This window comes from Staphylococcus americanisciuri (genome assembly GCF_024814435.1).
Lineage (GTDB): Bacteria > Bacillota > Bacilli > Staphylococcales > Staphylococcaceae > Staphylococcus > Staphylococcus americanisciuri.
Genome location: NZ_JANUXY010000001.1, coordinates 37,683 through 55,161, shown reverse-complemented (window position 1 = coordinate 55,161; position 17,479 = coordinate 37,683). Strand labels below are relative to the sequence as shown.

The 17,479-nt window shown below is 38.1% G+C and carries 17 protein-coding genes and 1 pseudogene; 3 read left to right on the top strand and 15 right to left on the bottom strand.

Going from position 1 to position 17,479, the window contains the following annotated elements:
- Positions 1-3 precede the first annotated feature (3 nt).
- The 5 genes from NXS11_RS00280 to NXS11_RS00260 form a co-directional block, all read right to left on the bottom strand.
- Positions 4-3,204 (bottom strand): DNA translocase FtsK, encoded by a 3,201-nt coding sequence (locus tag NXS11_RS00280; RefSeq protein WP_259197686.1) that lies wholly within the window; start codon positions 3,202-3,204, stop codon positions 4-6.
- A 17-nt stretch (positions 3,205-3,221) separates the two neighbouring features.
- Entirely contained in the window at positions 3,222-3,821 is a 600-nt protein-coding gene (gene ytpR, locus NXS11_RS00275; RefSeq protein WP_259197685.1) for a YtpR family tRNA-binding protein, read from the bottom strand.
- A gap of 12 nt (positions 3,822-3,833) precedes the next feature.
- On the bottom strand, positions 3,834-4,694 hold the full coding sequence (locus NXS11_RS00270; protein ID WP_259197683.1) for a DUF1444 domain-containing protein: 861 nt from the start codon (positions 4,692-4,694) through the stop codon (positions 3,834-3,836).
- 151 nt (positions 4,695-4,845) lie between these two features.
- Positions 4,846-5,154 carry a thioredoxin family protein gene (locus NXS11_RS00265; RefSeq protein WP_259197681.1) on the bottom strand — a complete coding sequence of 103 codons (309 nt, stop codon included), beginning with the start codon at positions 5,152-5,154 and terminating at the stop codon, positions 4,846-4,848.
- A gap of 19 nt (positions 5,155-5,173) precedes the next feature.
- Positions 5,174-6,244 carry a M42 family metallopeptidase gene (locus tag NXS11_RS00260; RefSeq protein ID WP_259197680.1) on the bottom strand — a complete coding sequence of 357 codons (1,071 nt, stop codon included), beginning with the start codon at positions 6,242-6,244 and terminating at the stop codon, positions 5,174-5,176.
- Between the two features lie 99 nt (positions 6,245-6,343).
- Here NXS11_RS00260 and NXS11_RS00255 point away from each other — a divergent pair, with 99 nt between their 5' ends.
- On the top strand, positions 6,344-6,664 hold the full coding sequence (locus NXS11_RS00255; RefSeq protein WP_259197679.1) for a hypothetical protein: 321 nt from the start codon (positions 6,344-6,346) through the stop codon (positions 6,662-6,664).
- 97 nt (positions 6,665-6,761) lie between these two features.
- Here NXS11_RS00255 and NXS11_RS00250 read toward each other — a convergent pair whose 3' ends face one another.
- The 6 genes from NXS11_RS00250 to NXS11_RS00225 form a co-directional block, all read right to left on the bottom strand.
- Positions 6,762-7,595: a YtnP family quorum-quenching lactonase gene (locus NXS11_RS00250; RefSeq protein WP_259197677.1), complete on the bottom strand. Its 834-nt coding sequence runs from the start codon at positions 7,593-7,595 to the stop codon at positions 6,762-6,764.
- Between the two features lie 115 nt (positions 7,596-7,710).
- Positions 7,711-8,358 carry a tRNA (guanosine(46)-N7)-methyltransferase TrmB gene (trmB, locus tag NXS11_RS00245; protein WP_259197674.1) on the bottom strand — a complete coding sequence of 216 codons (648 nt, stop codon included), beginning with the start codon at positions 8,356-8,358 and terminating at the stop codon, positions 7,711-7,713.
- A gap of 12 nt (positions 8,359-8,370) precedes the next feature.
- Positions 8,371-9,162, bottom strand: a complete 792-nt coding sequence (locus tag NXS11_RS00240; protein ID WP_259197673.1) for a phosphotransferase family protein — start codon at positions 9,160-9,162, stop codon at positions 8,371-8,373.
- Between the two features lie 351 nt (positions 9,163-9,513).
- Positions 9,514-10,362: a D-amino-acid transaminase gene (gene dat, locus NXS11_RS00235; RefSeq protein WP_259197672.1), complete on the bottom strand. Its 849-nt coding sequence runs from the start codon at positions 10,360-10,362 to the stop codon at positions 9,514-9,516.
- Positions 10,363-10,364: 2 nt separating this feature from the next.
- Complete coding sequence (pepV, locus tag NXS11_RS00230; RefSeq protein WP_259197671.1) at positions 10,365-11,774, bottom strand: dipeptidase PepV; 1,410 nt, start codon at positions 11,772-11,774, stop codon at positions 10,365-10,367.
- A gap of 538 nt (positions 11,775-12,312) precedes the next feature.
- Entirely contained in the window at positions 12,313-12,516 is a 204-nt protein-coding gene (locus tag NXS11_RS00225; protein WP_259197669.1) for a hypothetical protein, read from the bottom strand.
- Between the two features lie 170 nt (positions 12,517-12,686).
- Here NXS11_RS00225 and NXS11_RS00220 point away from each other — a divergent pair.
- Positions 12,687-12,903, top strand: a pseudogene (locus NXS11_RS00220) (IS110 family transposase); the annotation flags it as partial.
- 35 nt (positions 12,904-12,938) lie between these two features.
- Here NXS11_RS00220 and NXS11_RS00215 read toward each other — a convergent pair.
- Genes NXS11_RS00215 through NXS11_RS00205 form a run of 3 tightly spaced genes read right to left on the bottom strand, consistent with a single transcriptional unit; the run spans position 12,939 to position 15,729 of the window.
- Positions 12,939-13,343 carry a YtxH domain-containing protein gene (locus NXS11_RS00215; protein WP_259197667.1) on the bottom strand — a complete coding sequence of 135 codons (405 nt, stop codon included), beginning with the start codon at positions 13,341-13,343 and terminating at the stop codon, positions 12,939-12,941.
- A gap of 56 nt (positions 13,344-13,399) precedes the next feature.
- Complete coding sequence (locus NXS11_RS00210; protein WP_259197666.1) at positions 13,400-14,095, bottom strand: pseudouridine synthase; 696 nt, start codon at positions 14,093-14,095, stop codon at positions 13,400-13,402.
- Positions 14,095-15,729 (bottom strand): putative polysaccharide biosynthesis protein, encoded by a 1,635-nt coding sequence (locus NXS11_RS00205; RefSeq protein ID WP_259197665.1) that lies wholly within the window; start codon positions 15,727-15,729, stop codon positions 14,095-14,097. Before NXS11_RS00205 ends, NXS11_RS00210 begins: the two co-directional genes overlap by 1 nt.
- 120 nt (positions 15,730-15,849) lie before the next feature.
- Between NXS11_RS00205 and NXS11_RS00200 the strand changes: the two genes are divergently transcribed.
- Positions 15,850-17,109: a BaiN/RdsA family NAD(P)/FAD-dependent oxidoreductase gene (locus NXS11_RS00200; protein WP_259197664.1), complete on the top strand. Its 1,260-nt coding sequence runs from the start codon at positions 15,850-15,852 to the stop codon at positions 17,107-17,109.
- Positions 17,110-17,165: 56 nt separating this feature from the next.
- Here NXS11_RS00200 and NXS11_RS00195 read toward each other — a convergent pair whose 3' ends face one another.
- Positions 17,166-17,477: a rhodanese-like domain-containing protein gene (locus tag NXS11_RS00195; protein ID WP_259197663.1), complete on the bottom strand. Its 312-nt coding sequence runs from the start codon at positions 17,475-17,477 to the stop codon at positions 17,166-17,168.
- Positions 17,478-17,479: the final 2 nt, after the last annotated feature.

Here is a 17,479-nt window from a genome sequence, read left to right as displayed (position 1 = left end):
TTTTTATAGTTCGCTTAACTCTGATTCTGTTAAATAAACATCTCGTGGTTTGGATCCATTCGTGCCAGAAATGTAACCTAACTGTTCTAATTGATCAATCATTCTTGCCGCACGATTATAACCTATTTGGAAATGACGTTGAATTAATGATGTAGAAATGCTTTGTTCACGCACCATAAATTCGCACACTTCATAAAATAGTTCATCTTTAGCAGGTGTTTCTGTTTTCTTTAATAATTCTTGTTCTTGAAATAAATATTCTGGTGCGCGTTGCGCTTTAATAAACTCTACAACACGGTCTATTTCTTCATCTGATACAAAGGTTCCTTGTACACGTATTGGCTTATTCATACCACCACCGAGATACAACATATCACCGTATCCAAGTAAACGTTCTGCACCACCACTATCAAGTATTGTTCTTGAATCCACACTTGATGATACCATAAATGCGATGCGAGTAGGAATATTTGCTTTGATTAAACCGGTAATGACATTGACAGATGGACGCTGTGTTGCAATCAGCATATGAATGCCACAAGCACGTGCTTTTTGAGCAAGACGCGCAATAGATTGCTCCACCTCTTGTGGTGCCATCATCATCAAGTCAGCCAACTCATCAATGACAATCACAATTTTAGGCATACGCTGATCATAACTTACCTTCTTGTTAAAGGCTGTAATATTACGTACATGTGCCTGTGCGAACAACTTATAGCGTCGTTCCATCTCATCCACAGCCCACTTCAGACTTTGAGTTGCGGCTTTCACATCGGTAATAACTGGTGCTACTAGGTGAGGTAGGTCGTTATATGGCGCTAACTCTACCATTTTTGGATCGATTAACAACAGTTTTAGTTCTTCAGGATGATTGCGATATAATAGCGATATTAAAATACTATTGATTGACACAGATTTTCCGGAACCTGTCGCACCCGCTATCAAAGCATGTGGCGTTTTAGCAATATCCATTAATAAAGGCTCGTTATTGATTCGATTTCCCATTGCAACTGTTAGCTTAGATGAAGCATTTTTGAAACTTTCCGCTTCAATTATCGCCCGCAAATTCACCTTTGTTGGATTTTGATTAGGTACTTCAATTCCTACTAAGCTCGTTCCAGGAATAGGCGCTTCAATACGAATATCTTTAGCAGCAAGCGCCATTTTAATATCATCCTGCAAGGCTGTAATTCGAGATACCTTAACACCCTTTTCAACTGACAGTTCAAAACGTGTTACACTCGGTCCTTCAATCACATTGACAACTTCAGCAGGCACATTAAAATAATAAAATGCATCATTCAACTCTTGTTTTTTTTCGGCAATCCAAGACTCATCACGTTCGTATTCCTCTGGCGTATCCAACAAATCAATACTTGGCAAATGGATGCTTGGGCCACGTCGAATCTTCGTCGGTGTTGCCGTTGTATGCGCTTGCTCATTACGTTGTCCTTTTGTACTATCCACCAGTTCTGGGCTTGCCACACGTTCAGAACTGTGCTGCGTCACCTGTTCAACAGGTTTTGCTGTCTCAACCGCTGTAGCATTTTGATTGCTTTGACGTTGCTGTTGTTGATGTTCCATATGGCGTTTTTTGTCCGATGGCGTCATCACAACATTAAACGGCTTTGCATGACGACGAATCGGTTTTGCAATCGTTGCTGTTGACGACGCTTCCTCTTGTTTTGTCTTCACATCATCCTTATGCGTCGATGTTTCAGATTCAGACTCCGCTGTTTCTGCCACTGTTACATCTACTTCATCAGCTTCAACACCGATAGTTTCTGTCGATTCAATATCATCATGCTCATGTGTTTCAGATGTTTTAGGTGCAGAAGGCGTAACATCTTGGTGTTGCGATATAGTCGGCTTCAATACTGGTGCGACAATTGGACGTTTAAGCTGTTCTTCAGATGCTATTTCAGCCCTCTCTTCGTCATCAATTGCTGCCTCTTTAACTTCTGAAGACGTCTTATCTTCTACTTCTTGAACCTCAAATGCTTCGTTAACAGTTGAAGGTGTGACATGCTGTGCGTCATCACTTGTCTGCTGCTGTTCAAGCGATACATTATTCTCTTGTTCAACATCAGACTTATCACTATCAACCGTTATATTCGACTTCGATGTCTCATCATCAATCGATGTTTCACTCACTTCATATTGCGACAAATCAACCTCTTCATATTGATAATCATCTTGATGCGTATCTTGCAATGCATCAATTGACATCGTCTCAACTTGATCTTTGGCATCAATCACTTCAGATGTATCATTATACGCCGAATCGTCAGTCTCATAGGCTGACCCGAGCAACTGTTTCGCTTGTTGTGCATGCATTTCATCAATTGCACGTTGAATCGTAGTACCTTCTTCTTGTTGCTGTGCTGCTTTCTTTTGTTCTAAAGAAGCTTTGAAGCGTTTCTTTTGCAACACTTTCTTTTCACGTTCACGTCTAATCTCTTCTACAATTTGTGAAGCATAAATATTTTCAATGTTAATCGTATTGTCTCGTTTGGAATAATTTGGCGTTGACTTCATACTACGTTTTTTAGTACTTTGTGACGCTTGTCGTAGTACATCAGGACGATGACTTGTGCTTTTTGAATGATTCTCCAAAGTATCGCTTTGACTTGTCTGTGTATAAAGTGGCTGTTTTAAACCACTGTTCTTGATTTCACGACGTGCCTTTGTACCAAATATTGCTGATGGGACTTCAGATGCTTTAAAATCCGGTCGGTGATACGTTGGGCGAACTTCTTGCTTGCTTACTTGTTCACGCTCACCGTTCGCACGATATTGTGTCGCTGGACGTCGATAATGGCTAGACAACGCATCGCTACGTGATATTTGCAGGTTCGATGATGTTTCTTTGTCACGTGTTTTAACGCCTACACCTTTACGATGCCTTCTTTGTTTTCGATCTAATGTATACGATAGGCGCTTCTCTACATGACGCTGTTTATCATCCGGCATATCAACAGTTGACCGTGGTGATTGTTTCAATTCGTCATGCTGCGAATGCGTATCATGCATATCAATAGGAAAACGAAACTTACCTCTTGGTCGTTGATAGACATCATTTGATTGCGGGAGAAGTGCCTTGGTAGCTTCACGACTGGCTTGTTGATGTGAACGTTTTTGGGCATTGCGACGCGTCGACGAAGACTTTTCTTCATCGCCAAATAATTTATCAAACCAACTCATATGTTCACACCCTCTCTTTATTCTTCAAAAAATGGTTGCCCTACTTGGTACGTATCTTCTAAGACCATAATTCCTTTTTCTTGAGGCGCGTTCGGTAAGTCGAGTTCTTTCATGGAACATACCATTCCACTAGACGCAACACCGCGTAACTCCGCATCTTTGATCAACATTCCACTTGGCATTACCGCTCCTACCTTGGCTACGACAACTTTTTGACCTTGTTCAATGTTCGGCGCACCGCAAACAATCTGCAAGACTTCTTCTCCGACATCTATTTGACAAACACTTAATTTATCAGCATTTGGATGCTTATCTTTTTGTTTTACATAACCCACGACAAACTTTGGAGATAAATCAACATCTAATTTATCATCGATGCCTGCAGTTTTCAGTGCGTTTTGAATATCCGATAACAACACATCCGTTAATTTGATATGACCTGTTCCCTCTATATCCAGTGACTTTGCAGCTTGGAAAATATTATAACCTACGACTTGGTTGTCTTTTTTAATGACAACAACATCACCTTTTTTGTCATATTCAAATGGTCCTTCAACTACTTCTAATTGTACAAATGCTACATCTCCAACACCTGTTGGATTGTAAAATAAATTCATGTCCTTCTCTCCTTATTCTTTCGTTTCTGTATCTTTTATCGCGCGTAAATGCTGAACAACATTCGGCTCCTGCGCTGATTTTTGCTTGTTATTCTTACCCAAAATAAAAATTGGCTCGAAATGTCCATCATGATAACTTAATGATAGTGAAGTGATCGGCACCAATCCATTTGTAAAAAAGGACATCGTCATATGTGCCATAACATCATAACCTGTGTGATTGCGAATATCTGCAATAATAAGGACATCTTGATGTGGTACAGCTACTAGCATCTCACCTTGACATTTCGCTTCAAATTCTTGTAATAACCGCTTATTTAAAATACGACTTGCATCATAACCGTCATTCGTATTAATAAAATAAAAGATATTACCTTTAACTTCGTCTGTTTTATAAGTGATATCTAGCTTTCTAACATTGAAAGTCGCCATCTCTCTCACTTGTTGCGCAGTCAGATTCAAATTTTTCAACACATTATCATCGATCAAACGATATGACTTACCAAGATCTAACGCATAATAAATGCGTGTCTCGGCTGTGTGACAATCCGTCAAAAATTGATGTCCCTCAGGCGTTTTTTCTTGAAAACTCGTCGCACGTATAACAGGCAAAATCTTAATATCTTCAAGTGTCTTGGCAGCTTCGTCCTGCATCTGTGAAATTGTTTCTTCCACGTAATAGACAATTTCATCTACAATTTGTTCTTGCCCTTTGTTGAATTTCGCAACAATCGGTGAAAGTTTTACTGTGACACCTTTTTGATTATCCGTCCGATATATTCTTAGTGATTCTTTATCACGATTGAATTGAAACGACACAGTTCCACTGTTCAAACGCGACTTTAATAAATCTCTCATTTTAAAGACATTCATTTTTTCACTCCTAATTTCATGCCTTATATTAGTTTACAATAAATATACCCTTAGGACTAGAAAAAGATATGTCCTAAGGGTTGAAATCTTGCTTTGTAATTGTGGCTTTACATCTTGTGAAACATCTCAGAGAAATCTGTCAGTTATTTGCTTAAAATTGACCTAAAAATGCATCGATTTGTTCAATTGTTTTGCGCTCTTTGCCAATGTAATCACCGACACGCTTTCCATTTTTGTAGACGAGAAAACTTGGAATCCCCATAACGCCTTCTTCAATCGCTAAATCGATGAACTTATCACGATCTACCGCTACGAATTCAAATTGGTCATATTTAGCTTCTATTTCAGGTAAGCCTGGCTCAATAACACGACAATCTGGACACCAATCTGCTGTGAATAGAAAGACCGTTTGTTTTGCTTGGTATATTTGATACTGTTCTATATTTTCAAGTTGTTTCATTTTAACAATGCTCCTTTAACTATATTTCATATTGTAGTTTCGTCATCACTTGTGCATCTAATGCTTGAATTGATTGTTGAAGCCACATACGTGCTGCTGCATAGTCGCGTATATCAAATACCGCATCACTGCTATGAATATAACGCGCACAAACACCAATGACAGCAGTTGGCACACCGATACCTGATTGATGGATTGCACCACCATCAGTCCCTCCAGGGGAAATATAATATTGATACTTAATGTCATGTGCTTCAGCCACATCTATTAAAAACTGCTTGAATGATGGCTTCAATAGCATTGTGCCATCTTTAATACGCAATAAAGCGCCATCACCTAGGACACCAGAGAGACCGTGTCGCCCTTTCATATCATTAGCCGGTGAACAATCTACTATAAATGCAATGTCTGGTTCAATTAAATTTGCAGCTACTCGCGCACCTCGTAAACCGACTTCTTCTTGAACATTGGCGCCGACATATAGATCGAAGTCCAATTCAACATCTTTCAGTTGCTCCAATAATTCTATAGCAATCACACAGCCATATCGATTGTCCCACGCTTTTGCAGCAAAGCGATGTTCGGATAACTGAAGTAGCTCCGTATGGGGAACAATCGGGTCGCCAATGGATATACCACGTGCTTTGACCTCATCGACAGAGCTCGCTCCGATGTCGAGTAATAAATCTTCAATTTTAGGGGCACTTTCTTGTCCTGTTCTGAAATGTTTTGGTATATTGGCAACGACACCTACAATCTCTTCATCTTGTTGTGTCAAAATTTTTAAACGTTGACCTTGCCATATATCATTAGCAACACCACCTAATGCCGTGAACTTAATAAAGCCGTGTGGGGTTATCTCCGTAATCATAAAGCCAATTTCGTCCATATGCGCAGCAACCATCACACGTTGCGCATTTGGCTTTGCACTTTTCTTCACACCATAGAAGCCACCCATACGATCATCAACAAATCCATCGACATAAGGTGTCATTGTTCGTTTCATATAATCACGTACGCGGTGTTCAAAGTTAGGGGCGCCATGCATTTCAGTTAACTGCTTAATATGCGCCATTGTCGTTTCTAACATAGCACTCACTCCTTACATTTCTAATATATGCTTATCTCACTTTAGTATATCATCTCAGCTGTGGTAAACTAGAAATATGTTTTTATGGGGGCGATGTAATTGAGAAATATACAAAAAAAATGGCCGCTAATGATTCCTATTACAGTTGGGATCATTATGGCAGGTAGTTATTTTTATACATTAAGCAAAAACAAACAAAGCTATTATCCTGCCGAAAAAGTAATTACTTCAGTTAAAGATTATTTTCAAAATGTAACAGGTTCATATATCGTCTATGAACCTACTATTTACCGTAAGTTTGGCATTGAATATGAAGTGTATAAAGGTGGTATTAGTGCCATGCGTAACGGTAAAATTTACCAGTATACTTTTATTGCTGATGCTTATGACGGTGAAGTAATTGATATAATCGAAGTTTAACTTTAGTCAAAAGAACACAAGCGCATGACAGCCATTATTTGGTAAACGGTTGTCATACTTTGTGTTCTTTTTTCGTGTTCCCTAGTTATAATTCCTGCTATTGAAACTCTGGCCGTGCAATAGTTTCTTTAATTGTCTTACCGTCAACATCGAACTTCGCAGCAAAATAGTTAATATCATGATAAAACAAAAACCAGTAATCTTCTAAAATATATTGCTTTGTCAGACGTTCTTTGGCACGAATCGACTGCATTGGATAGTCATCATAAGCAGAAACCCATAACGGGTTAACATGTGCAGCGGTTGGAAAAATATCTGCCATATGCACCGCTTTTTGTCCATCGCTTTCAATTTCAATAATTGTATGACCAAAACTATGACCACCTGTATGTGTCATTGTGATACCAGGATAAGGCATACATTCTTTCTCAAACAAAATTGTCTGTAGTTCATAATCCCCTCTGTTGGATGTCCAATAAGTTGCCCGACTTCGAATGTTTGGGCTGACAAACTCATGCCATTCGTCTTGCTGAATGTAATGACGTGCATTTGGAAAAACAGCGTGACCTTCTGTATCAACAAGCCCCGTTGCATGGTCAAAATGCATATGTGTCATTAACACCATATCAATATCATCGGGCGTTAAATCATATTGTGCTAAACTCTTTACAATATCTGATTCTTGACCTACGCCATAGTTGCGCTTTTGTTTATCAGTCAAACGATTATTACCGATTCCAGCATCAATAATCATACAGCAGTCATCCGTCCGAATCAGTATAGGATGCGTTGCTAAGGGTACTTGGTTCTTATCATTGAAGGGATATTTTTTCGACCATAAAGGTTTGGGTACCACACCAAAAATAGCTCCTCCATCCATTTTCACGTCGCCACCATTAAGAACATCTACTTGAAATTTACCGAGTTTCATGTCCATCTCCCCCTATCATTTACTTTATTTTAACGACAATCATCCCAATCTATCAAATTATACGCAAAAAAATACCACCCTTACAAATTGTAGAGTGATACTTAACAACTGAATCTTACGCATCGAACTTATGAAATTTAGCTTCCATACGATAAATGCGTGAACCTTTTTCAGCAAACTTACGCTCATATTCTGTTTCGATATTATCTTCTGCATCTTCTTCATGCAAATTCAAGTTCATCTTCGTAAAATACATGCCATATTGTGACATGCTTTCAATGCTGTAGGCGAATAAGCCACGATTATCCGTCTTAAAATGAATCTCTCCATCTTGATGTAAAATCTGCTGATATATCGCTAAAAATGTATGATACGTTAATCTTCTTTTCGCATGACGTGTTTTCGGCCATGGATCCGAGAAGTTTAGATAAATGCGCGCCACTTCATGCGTCTCGAAATAATCCGTAAGTAGGACAGCATCATTGCATAATAACTTTATATTCGTTAAACCTTTGTCACGCACCTTGTCCAACACACGAATCATGACATTCTTATCACGTTCAATTGCGATATAATTGATATCTGGATTGCGTTCAGCTAACGTAGTAATGAACTGCCCCATTCCTGAGCCAACTTCAATATGAATAGGACGATCATTATTGAACCATTGTGAAACAGCCTTTGCATGCTCACAATCGATGTCGACAATCTCTGGATGCTCACGTAAATAATCTTCTGCCCATGGCTTATGTCGCATTCTCATGATTATAACTCCTTATATAAATAAATTACTTTTCATGACATCATTCAGAAATTCAAGCCACGTGTTCATCTCTTTAAAACGCTTATGTTCTTCACTCCATTGAACCATGCCAATAGATTGAATGACCGTATACCATTTCATTCGTTTTTTGAGATGAATCGTCTCTTGGACACCATAGGTTGTTAACCATGTTGACCATTGACTTTCTGGAACATAGTTGTAAAGTAGCATACCGATGTCAATCGCCCAGTCTGCAATCATTGCACCTTCCCAATCAACAAGGTACAACTCATCCTTGTCAGATAACAGCCAGTTATTATGATTTACATCACCATGTACTACTGTATAAAATCTAGCATCTAACTCTGGCATATGCTCTTCCAAATATGTCAGTGCTTTTCTAACAATATGATGCGTAAGAACATCTCGTGATAATGATGCATTAATCTTATTCAACATAATTTCTGGTGTAATCGGTGCCATTTCCATGCGTTTTAACATCGTCAGCAATGGTTGGGAACGATGAATTTTCTTCAACAGATGTGCCACTCGTGGTTGACTCATTTCGGCAGCTTCGAGTTCTCTGCCATTCTTCCAATGTTGCGCCGTAACAACTTCTCCAGTCTCGATACGTTTGGTCCACACGAGTTTCGGCACAATACCTTCTGCTGATAGTGCAGCAATAAAAGGATTTGAATTCCTTTTCAAAAACAACTTCTGTCCATCTTGTTCAGCCATGTATGCCTCTCCGGACACACCTCCAGCTGAATCTAATGTCCAACCTAACTGATAGAACTGCTCCACAACTTGTTCACCTCACTTTCAAAGAGAAAAGGGAGTGGGACAATTACTCACACCATTATTGAGCATTTACTGTCCCACCCCGGCAAATAACATGCATACTAAACAGGCTTCACACATACTATCGCCAATAGCCTATTCAAGGCTGAGATAGTCGTCTCAGCCCTTTTTATAATTTGCCATTCATTTTCAATTTATTCCACGTACTATTTTTAGACTCACTAATAAGTTTATAGTTAATACGCCTTTTTTTCAACCAAAAATGAAACACAAAATGTGTCTTTTTACTTGTGTGTCTATTCAATATGTCATGAAACTTTCATATCTGATTTTTTCGTGTCTGCGTACCCTATTTTAATGCGAATGTGATTCGATATATCGGTCAAACCCAGCTTGCAATTTTCGCGTCACTGATCCTACCTTGCCATCGTTTACAGTTTCGCCATCAATTTTTACAACAGGCATGACTTCAGCTGATGTACTTGAAATAATCACTTCGTCTGCCGCCTTCAAAAAATCTAACGAAAATGCCTCTTCATTAAAGGTAATTCCCTCATCATCACATACCCATTGAATAACACGTCGCGTAATGCCGTTTAGAATTAAATTGTTCGCTGGGTGCGTGTACACCGCTCCATCTTTAATCGCAAAAACATTACTTGATGCGCCTTCAGTTACAGTCCCTTCACGATGCTGAATCGCTTCTTCTGCATTATATTTCGTCGCATATTCTTTCGCCAACACATTGCCGAGCAAGTTCAAACTCTTAATATCGCAACGCAACCAACGGATATCATCAGTTGTCACAACAGAAACGCCATTTTCCAACTTATCTAGTGGACGTTCATATGCTTTGGTAAATGCTGTTAAAACGGGTTCAACGGGAGGTGTAGGGAATGCGTGATCCCTTGGTGACGCACCTCTCGTAATCTGGAGGTATACACCACCGTCTGTTACGCCATTTGCCTCTGCTAACTTGCGAACGACTTCAGTCAACGATTCCACTGTGTAGTCAATGTCTAAACCAATTTCTTGAGCACTGCGCAACAAACGCTCAAAGTGTTCTTTTGCAGTAAATAGCTTGTTGTCATATATACGAACATACTCATAGATGCCATCCCCAAAGTTATAGCCCCTATCATTGTACGCTACCTTTGCATCTTGTTCATCCACCAATATATCATTTACTAAAATTTTTGTCATTCTCATTCCTCCACACAAATAGAATAAATTGCCTCTAAGTAAATACTTGTCGCATTAAATAATTGTTTTTTCGTGATGTATTCATTCTTTTGATGCATTAAATCTTCTGAGTCGTCAAACATCGCACCAAATGCTACCCCTTTATCAAGGTTGCGCGCGTACGTGCCCCCACCTATTGTATAAGACGGTGACATGTCTCCCGTTTGATTGCGGTATGCAGTTAATAACTTTTGAATAAACGGGTCACTTGGATCTACAAAATGCGGTTGTTGGACTTTTCCTAATTTCAGTTCGAAACCGAGTGCTTGGATTTCAGCTTCAAATGCAGCAATTGCACGTGCAAAATCAAAGCCTTCTGGGTAGCGTAAATTGATACCGAATGTACCGGCATTATTTTGATCATACTTTAAAATACCAATATTTGTCGTAAGATCCCCCATTTGCTCCGTGTGATACTTCATACCCATCTTTTCACCAAAGTGAGATTCGTAAAGATAACGTTCGCTAAACGCCGCCCAATTGCGAGCTGTTTGATCTAAATTAAGCTTATTTAAGAAGTGTAGTAAGAATAAGCCAGCATTGACACCAATTGATGGATCCATACCATGAACGGCTTTACCATATACAGTTAGTTTTAAAATACCGTTATCCACTTCATGATTGCCGACAAGTTGATGATCAGCTAGGTAGGCTTCAAAATGTTGAATCGTATTCGTCATATTTTCCTTAACTAATAAATCCGCTTGTGCAGTATCTGGCACCATATTATAGCGTTCTCCTGAAACAAAGCGATATAATTCAATTTCAGGCTCATCGTCATCATGTGCATGCGCAGTTTGACAAATGTCGAATGTGGTAATCCCTTTTTCACCATGAATCAGTGGAAACTCTGCATCCGGTGCAATACCGATTGTTGGCATTTCTTCCGTCTCAAAATAACGATCCGTACACTTCCAATCAGATTCCTCATCTGTACCAATGATAATATGAATACGTTTTTTCCAATCGACTTTCATATCATTCAAAATTTTAACGGCATAATATGCAGCAATTGTTGGCCCTTTATCATCCAATGTTCCACGAGCAATAATACGATCTTCCGTCACAACAGGTGTAAAAGGCTCCGTATCCCAATCGTCACCAGCTGGTACGACATCAACATGCCCCAAGATACCAAATAATTCTTCACCTTTACCTACTTCAATGCGTCCTGCTAAATGATCTGTATCATATGTTTCAAATCCATCGCGCTTAGCTAATTGATACATATATTCTAATGCTGCCTTGGGACCTGGTCCTACGGGTGCATCAGATGTTGCTTCTGCATCGTTACGTACAGACGGAATAGCTAATAAACCATTTAAGTCCTCAATCATTTGCGCTTCGTATTCTTTAACTCTCTCTCTCCACATGTATCTCAGCTTCTTTCTAAAATAGTTGTAATTTTTATTTTACATGATTTCTGATACAAACAACAGTGGAAAGACTATTGTTTTTTAATCTTCTGACAAATTTAACTGTAAAGTCTCAATAGCTATAATCGAGAAGTTCCTAACTAAATGGGAGGATATGACGACGTTAAAATAAGCAACTTTTGAATAATATGCCAAAGTAGACAGCAACAACTGACTGGCGTGAAAATACGCTTTGACAAACTTTTTTACGTCTACTCAGCCTTACCGGGGTGGAACAACAGATTTTTAAGAAAAAATGAGATTCCTGCCCCACTCCCTAAATCAAACTATATCAATTAAGAAATAGAAAACTTAATATTCCATATATTGTTATAAATAATACTAAAGCAAACACTGAAACTAGCATTATTTTCCATGAAATACTAACATTCAATCTTTTTACAATGAGCGAACTGAAAAAAACGGAAATAAAAGAACTGATGCCAATAAAAATGCTATTTAGGTGTATCAACATAATAAAACCTCCCCCGCTTATTTATTGGTATTTCCAACTATATACAATAACATTTTTATTACGAATTAAACCTTTAACTTCTATTCCACCCTTAATGCCTTGTCCTGCTAATGTACCTGCTATACTTGCAGCTAAAGCCCCCGCAATGGTCCAACCTATACCTGGAATCAAACTAACTAATGCTCCAGCAACCGTTCCGCCAGCATCTGCTACCATTATCGTCACCGTTTTATTCATTTTCAAAGTAAAGTTTCCATATATTCATATATATCATAAGATTATAATAACATTTTAAACTCAAAGAGTAAAATTAAGTATAGTTGATAAAATTACTTTTTAATTTGTTTCAATTCCTCCATTGTCATTGAGCCTCCGAACCCTTCACAAACCCACTCAAACAGCTAAACGCTTATATTGGTATCGACATAAAAAGATACTAATCAGAAAAAACACACTATAAAGACAAAATTAATAAGCGTAGAAATAAACAGGCATGTATATGCTAGTCAAATTGTTGATTATTATTACAAATTAAAAAAACAGCCCTATAGTAAAGACCATAAGACTGCAACGATTGCTTGCGTGAACAAGCTGTTAAAAACTATTCACTTCTATAAAAAGCATACCCCAACCTCTTTGCTAACACATTATTCGTTTTTATCTTTCAAGACTTCTTTAGTTGCCTCATTTAAGTTTTGTGATGGATCTCCGCCACCCTCATCTACAAAGTCAGCTTCTTTACGTGCCACATTCACGTTCTCTTCTTGGAACAATCGTTCTTTTTTATCGTTCAGAAATGCTTTGGGGTCTTGTTTGATTGTTTCAACATATGCTTTCGGATCTGATTTCACTTTATTGATTTCATCAGAAGCAAGTGTACCCAATTGTGATACTTTCTCTTGTGCTAATTGTTTATAAGCTTCTGGATCTTCTTTATAGCTCTCATATGTCTCTTTAACTTTGTCACGGCGTCCTTTGTTAGAAAGTACAACTGCTGCCAATGCGCCGCCAATACCAACTACTGTTTTGATGACTTGACTAGATTTTGCCATTATTATCACCTCTGTCAATTTTTGTAACTATTCCCATTTGTACTTGTTTATAAACATCAATCTTCAAAAAGTGCAAGTTCTTCTGCAGACAATTTACGGTAATCTCCTTTGGCCAATGTGGGGTCAAGCTCTAACGACCCGATTGCCTCTCTTTTTAGGTAAACCACTTCATTATCTACTGCATGAAACATTCGTTTAACTTGATGATACTTGCCTTCATGTATCGTAACACGTGCACAATTGTCTGGCTCCAGTATCTCCAATTCAGCTGGTTTTAATAGCCCTTCTTTCAACTCAATACCAACAGCAAACTGCTCTACAGCACTCGGCTCAACAGAATGTGCAAGCTCAACATAATATTGTTTTGGAACATGATGATTAGGGCTCATCACTCGATGATTAAATGCGCCATCATTAGTAATGAGTATCAGTCCCTCTGTATCTTTATCAAGACGCCCTACTGGAAACAGATTCAAATGATCATAGCCATCTATCATATCAATTGTTGTCATTTGTGATTCATCTTCAGTTGCTGAGATAATTCCAGCAGGTTTATTCAACATAAGGTACACAAATGGTTCATATTCAATAACTTCCCCATTTACAACTACGCAATCTTGGTGTGGTCGTACCTTATGTTTCGGACTTTTTACTGTTTCATTATTAACAAGTACTTTGCCCTTTTTTAACAACACTTTTACTTGCTTGCGCGACCCTACACCCGCATTTGCTAGAAACTTATCAAGTCGCATTATATCAGACCTATCTTTCTGCGTATTTTATTTGGAATGTTACCTAAAAACTTATCCGCTAGACGTGTCTTCATTGTAATTGCCCCATAGATAAGGACACCTGTGATAGCACCTACTACAGTAATAATCAATGCCCCTATTTGAGTTGCAGGTGAAATGAAAAATTGTAATCCATAGTAGACAAGTTCTACTACAATCATCATGACAAAACCACAAACAAGTATTTTTCCAAAATCTAACATAGTATTTGTCAACTTAAAGCCAGCATATTTTTTGAGTACAGACAGCCCACATGTAATAGCGAATATTAATGCAATCGCTGTACTCAATATCGCTCCTGCTGTATGGAACATAACAATAAGCAGAGGATTCAACACCAATTTAATCAGTACAGAACTTAAAATGATAAATACCGTCAACTTTTGTTTATCAATACCTTGTAGCATTGAAGCAATAACACTTAATAACGAGATAAGTATCGCTACTGGCGCATAAATAAAGAGTAAACGACTTCCTTCAATACTATACTCATAGAACACAGTGTAAAGTGGAATAGACAACGCCATAATACCTAGACTCGCTGGTATTGTTATATAAGCTAAAACACCGAGTGCCGTTTGAATTTGTTTATGCATTTCTCTATAATTACCATCTTCATATGTTTTAGTTATGAATGGAATCAAACTAATCGCAAATCCAGCCGCTAGTGATGTTGGAATCATCACAATTTTATTCGTTGTCATATTTAAAATTGTAAAGAACATATCTTGCATACGCGGTGCAACACCTGCTACGTTCAAGGCGTTGTTATGCGTCAATTGATCAACAATCATAAATAATGGGTAATTCAAGCTTACGATAACAAATGGAATACTGTATGAAATAATCTCTTTGTACATCTGTGTATATGAAACATCAATGCCTGTCATGTCAGACGCGACCATTTCATGAATTCCTTTGCGTCGCTTAATCCAATACCACCACAATGTCAAAATTCCAGCAACCGCACCGACAGCTGCACCAAATGTAGCAATACCATTGGCAAGCAATATTGAACCATCAAATACATTTAGTACAAGATAACTACCTACTAAGATAAACAGAATACGTGCAATTTGTTCTGTTACTTCTGAGACAGCAGTCGGCCCCATTGACTTATAACCTTGAAAAACGCCACGCCATGTTGCTAATACAGGGATAAAGATAACAACAAAACTAATTGTTCTAATAATGCTTGTTATCTGTTGAACCGTCCAACCTGCATTTTTATCTACATTATTTGCAATGGTGATAGACGCAATGGTTGGCGAAAGCGCATAAAGTCCAATAAAACCAATCACACCTGTAATACTCATCACAATGAAACTCGATTTATATAATTTTTGACTCACGCGATACGCACCTAATGCGTTGTATTTCGCTACATATTTTGAAGCTGCAAGAGGAACCCCAGCTGTTGCAACGGCAATCGCAATATTGTAAGGGCCATATGCATAGTTAAAGGGCGCTAAGTTATCTGCCCCGCCAATAATACGGTAAAAAGGGATAATATATAAAATCCCTAGTATTTTTGTAATTAAAATACTTAACGTTAATAAAAACGTCCCCCGTACTAATTCTTTATTTTCACTCATAAATTCATCAACCTACTTTTGAAATTTTAAACACTTATTATAATGTAACATCATCATTATACACATAAACAGATTATGGTAAAATGAATATATATTTAAATCTGAAGGAGAATACCTTACATGTATCAAACTATTGTCATTGGTGGAGGACCAAGCGGGATTATGGCTGCAATTTCAGCTAGTCAAAATAATCAAAGCGTCTTGCTTATAGAGAAGAAAAAAGGACTTGGCCGAAAGCTTAAAATTTCGGGTGGTGGTCGATGTAATGTTACAAACAATCTACCATATGATGAAATCATCCAAAATATTCCTGGAAACGGCAAATTTTTATATAGCCCTTTTTCACTTTTTGACAATCAATCTATTATTCAGTTTTTTGAATCTCGTGGCTTAAAACTAAAAGAAGAAGATCACGGGCGTATGTTCCCTGTTACAGACAAATCACAGGATGTATTAGACGTCTTGACAGCTGAACTTCATAAACAACACGTTGAAGTCATAGAAAACAGTCCAGTATCATCTATTACCGCTTCAGATGATTGTTATACTGTTACACTCCAGAATGGCACAAAATATCAAGGACATACCGCTGTCATTGCTACTGGTGGAACAAGTGTGCCTCACACAGGCTCAACAGGTGATGGTTATCAATTCGCCAAAGCTTTTGGTCATACAATTACCGATTTATTTCCAACAGAAGTACCTATACGTTCAAATGAAGCATTTATCCGTGAACAAACACTGAAAGGTCTCAGTCTAAAAAATGTTGCCTTATCCGTTTTGCGTAAAAACGGCAAAAAACGCATTACACATCAAATGGATATGTTATTTACACATTTTGGTATTAGTGGCCCTGCTGCGTTGAGATGCAGTCAGTTCGTCTATAAAGAACAGCAACAACAAAAACGACAAGATATCCAAATGCAATTAGATGTTTTTCCACATATCAATGAAGAACAGGTCAAACAAAAGATAATCAAATTATTGAAAAAGCAACCTGATAAAATCATTAAAAATGCCCTTAAAGGAATCATCGAAACACGCTATTTACACTTTATGTTGGAACGTGCAACTATCGATTTAGAAACGACCTATCATCATTTAAGTATGCAACAAATCAATGACTTAGCACATCAATTCAAAGCATTTACTTTTACAGTCAATGGGACACTGCCACTAGAAAAAGCGTTCGTCACTGGGGGCGGCGTATCAATTAAAGAAATCGTACCAACGACAATGGCATCTAAAATACAAGATGGCTTATTCCTATGTGGTGAAGTCCTCGATATTCACGGTTATACAGGTGGCTATAATATTACAAGTGCTCTCGTAACTGGCTATGTAGCTGGTTACTATGCTGGGACTTTTGGCATGAATTAGCACTTAAACCAAACAAAAGAACGCTCACGCTTTATGTGTGGGCGTCCTTTTACTTTTTAAATACCGTTGTATGTTAAGCCACCGTCTCCCCATGCTTTCATGCCACCATCAACGTTTACTGCATCAATGTTTTGATCATTCAAATATGCAACAACTCTCGCACTACGCACACCTGCTGCACATACAATATAGTACGTTTTGTCTTGTTCAAATGCATCTAATTGTTCAGGAATTTCTTGCATTGGAATATGTTTGGCACCAGGAATCATCCCCAACGCCACTTCATCATCCTCTCTCACGTCAATAATATAGAGCGGTTCGTTGCCTAGTATTTTCTCTTTTAATTGATCCATCGTAATTTCTTTCATCG

Excerpts from the sequence above, each read along its gene's own strand:
- NXS11_RS00280 (WP_259197686.1), bottom strand. The coding sequence starts at position 3,204 with ATGAGTTGGTTTGATAAATTATTTGGCGATGAAGAAAAGTCTTCGTCG.
- ytpR (WP_259197685.1), bottom strand. The coding sequence starts at position 3,821 with ATGAATTTATTTTACAATCCAACAGGTGTTGGAGATGTAGCATTTGTA.
- NXS11_RS00270 (WP_259197683.1), bottom strand. The coding sequence starts at position 4,694 with ATGAATGTCTTTAAAATGAGAGATTTATTAAAGTCGCGTTTGAACAGT.
- NXS11_RS00265 (WP_259197681.1), bottom strand. The coding sequence starts at position 5,154 with ATGAAACAACTTGAAAATATAGAACAGTATCAAATATACCAAGCAAAA.
- NXS11_RS00260 (WP_259197680.1), bottom strand. The coding sequence starts at position 6,244 with ATGTTAGAAACGACAATGGCGCATATTAAGCAGTTAACTGAAATGCAT.
- NXS11_RS00250 (WP_259197677.1), bottom strand. The coding sequence starts at position 7,595 with ATGAAACTCGGTAAATTTCAAGTAGATGTTCTTAATGGTGGCGACGTG.
- trmB (WP_259197674.1), bottom strand. The coding sequence starts at position 8,358 with ATGAGAATGCGACATAAGCCATGGGCAGAAGATTATTTACGTGAGCAT.
- dat (WP_259197672.1), bottom strand. The coding sequence starts at position 10,362 with ATGACAAAAATTTTAGTAAATGATATATTGGTGGATGAACAAGATGCA.
- pepV (WP_259197671.1), bottom strand. The coding sequence starts at position 11,774 with ATGTGGAGAGAGAGAGTTAAAGAATACGAAGCGCAAATGATTGAGGAC.
- NXS11_RS00215 (WP_259197667.1), bottom strand. The coding sequence starts at position 13,343 with ATGGCAAAATCTAGTCAAGTCATCAAAACAGTAGTTGGTATTGGCGGC.
- NXS11_RS00210 (WP_259197666.1), bottom strand. The coding sequence starts at position 14,095 with ATGCGACTTGATAAGTTTCTAGCAAATGCGGGTGTAGGGTCGCGCAAG.
- NXS11_RS00205 (WP_259197665.1), bottom strand. The coding sequence starts at position 15,729 with ATGAGTGAAAATAAAGAATTAGTACGGGGGACGTTTTTATTAACGTTA.
- NXS11_RS00200 (WP_259197664.1), top strand. The coding sequence starts at position 15,850 with ATGTATCAAACTATTGTCATTGGTGGAGGACCAAGCGGGATTATGGCT.
- NXS11_RS00195 (WP_259197663.1), bottom strand. The coding sequence starts at position 17,477 with ATGAAAGAAATTACGATGGATCAATTAAAAGAGAAAATACTAGGCAAC.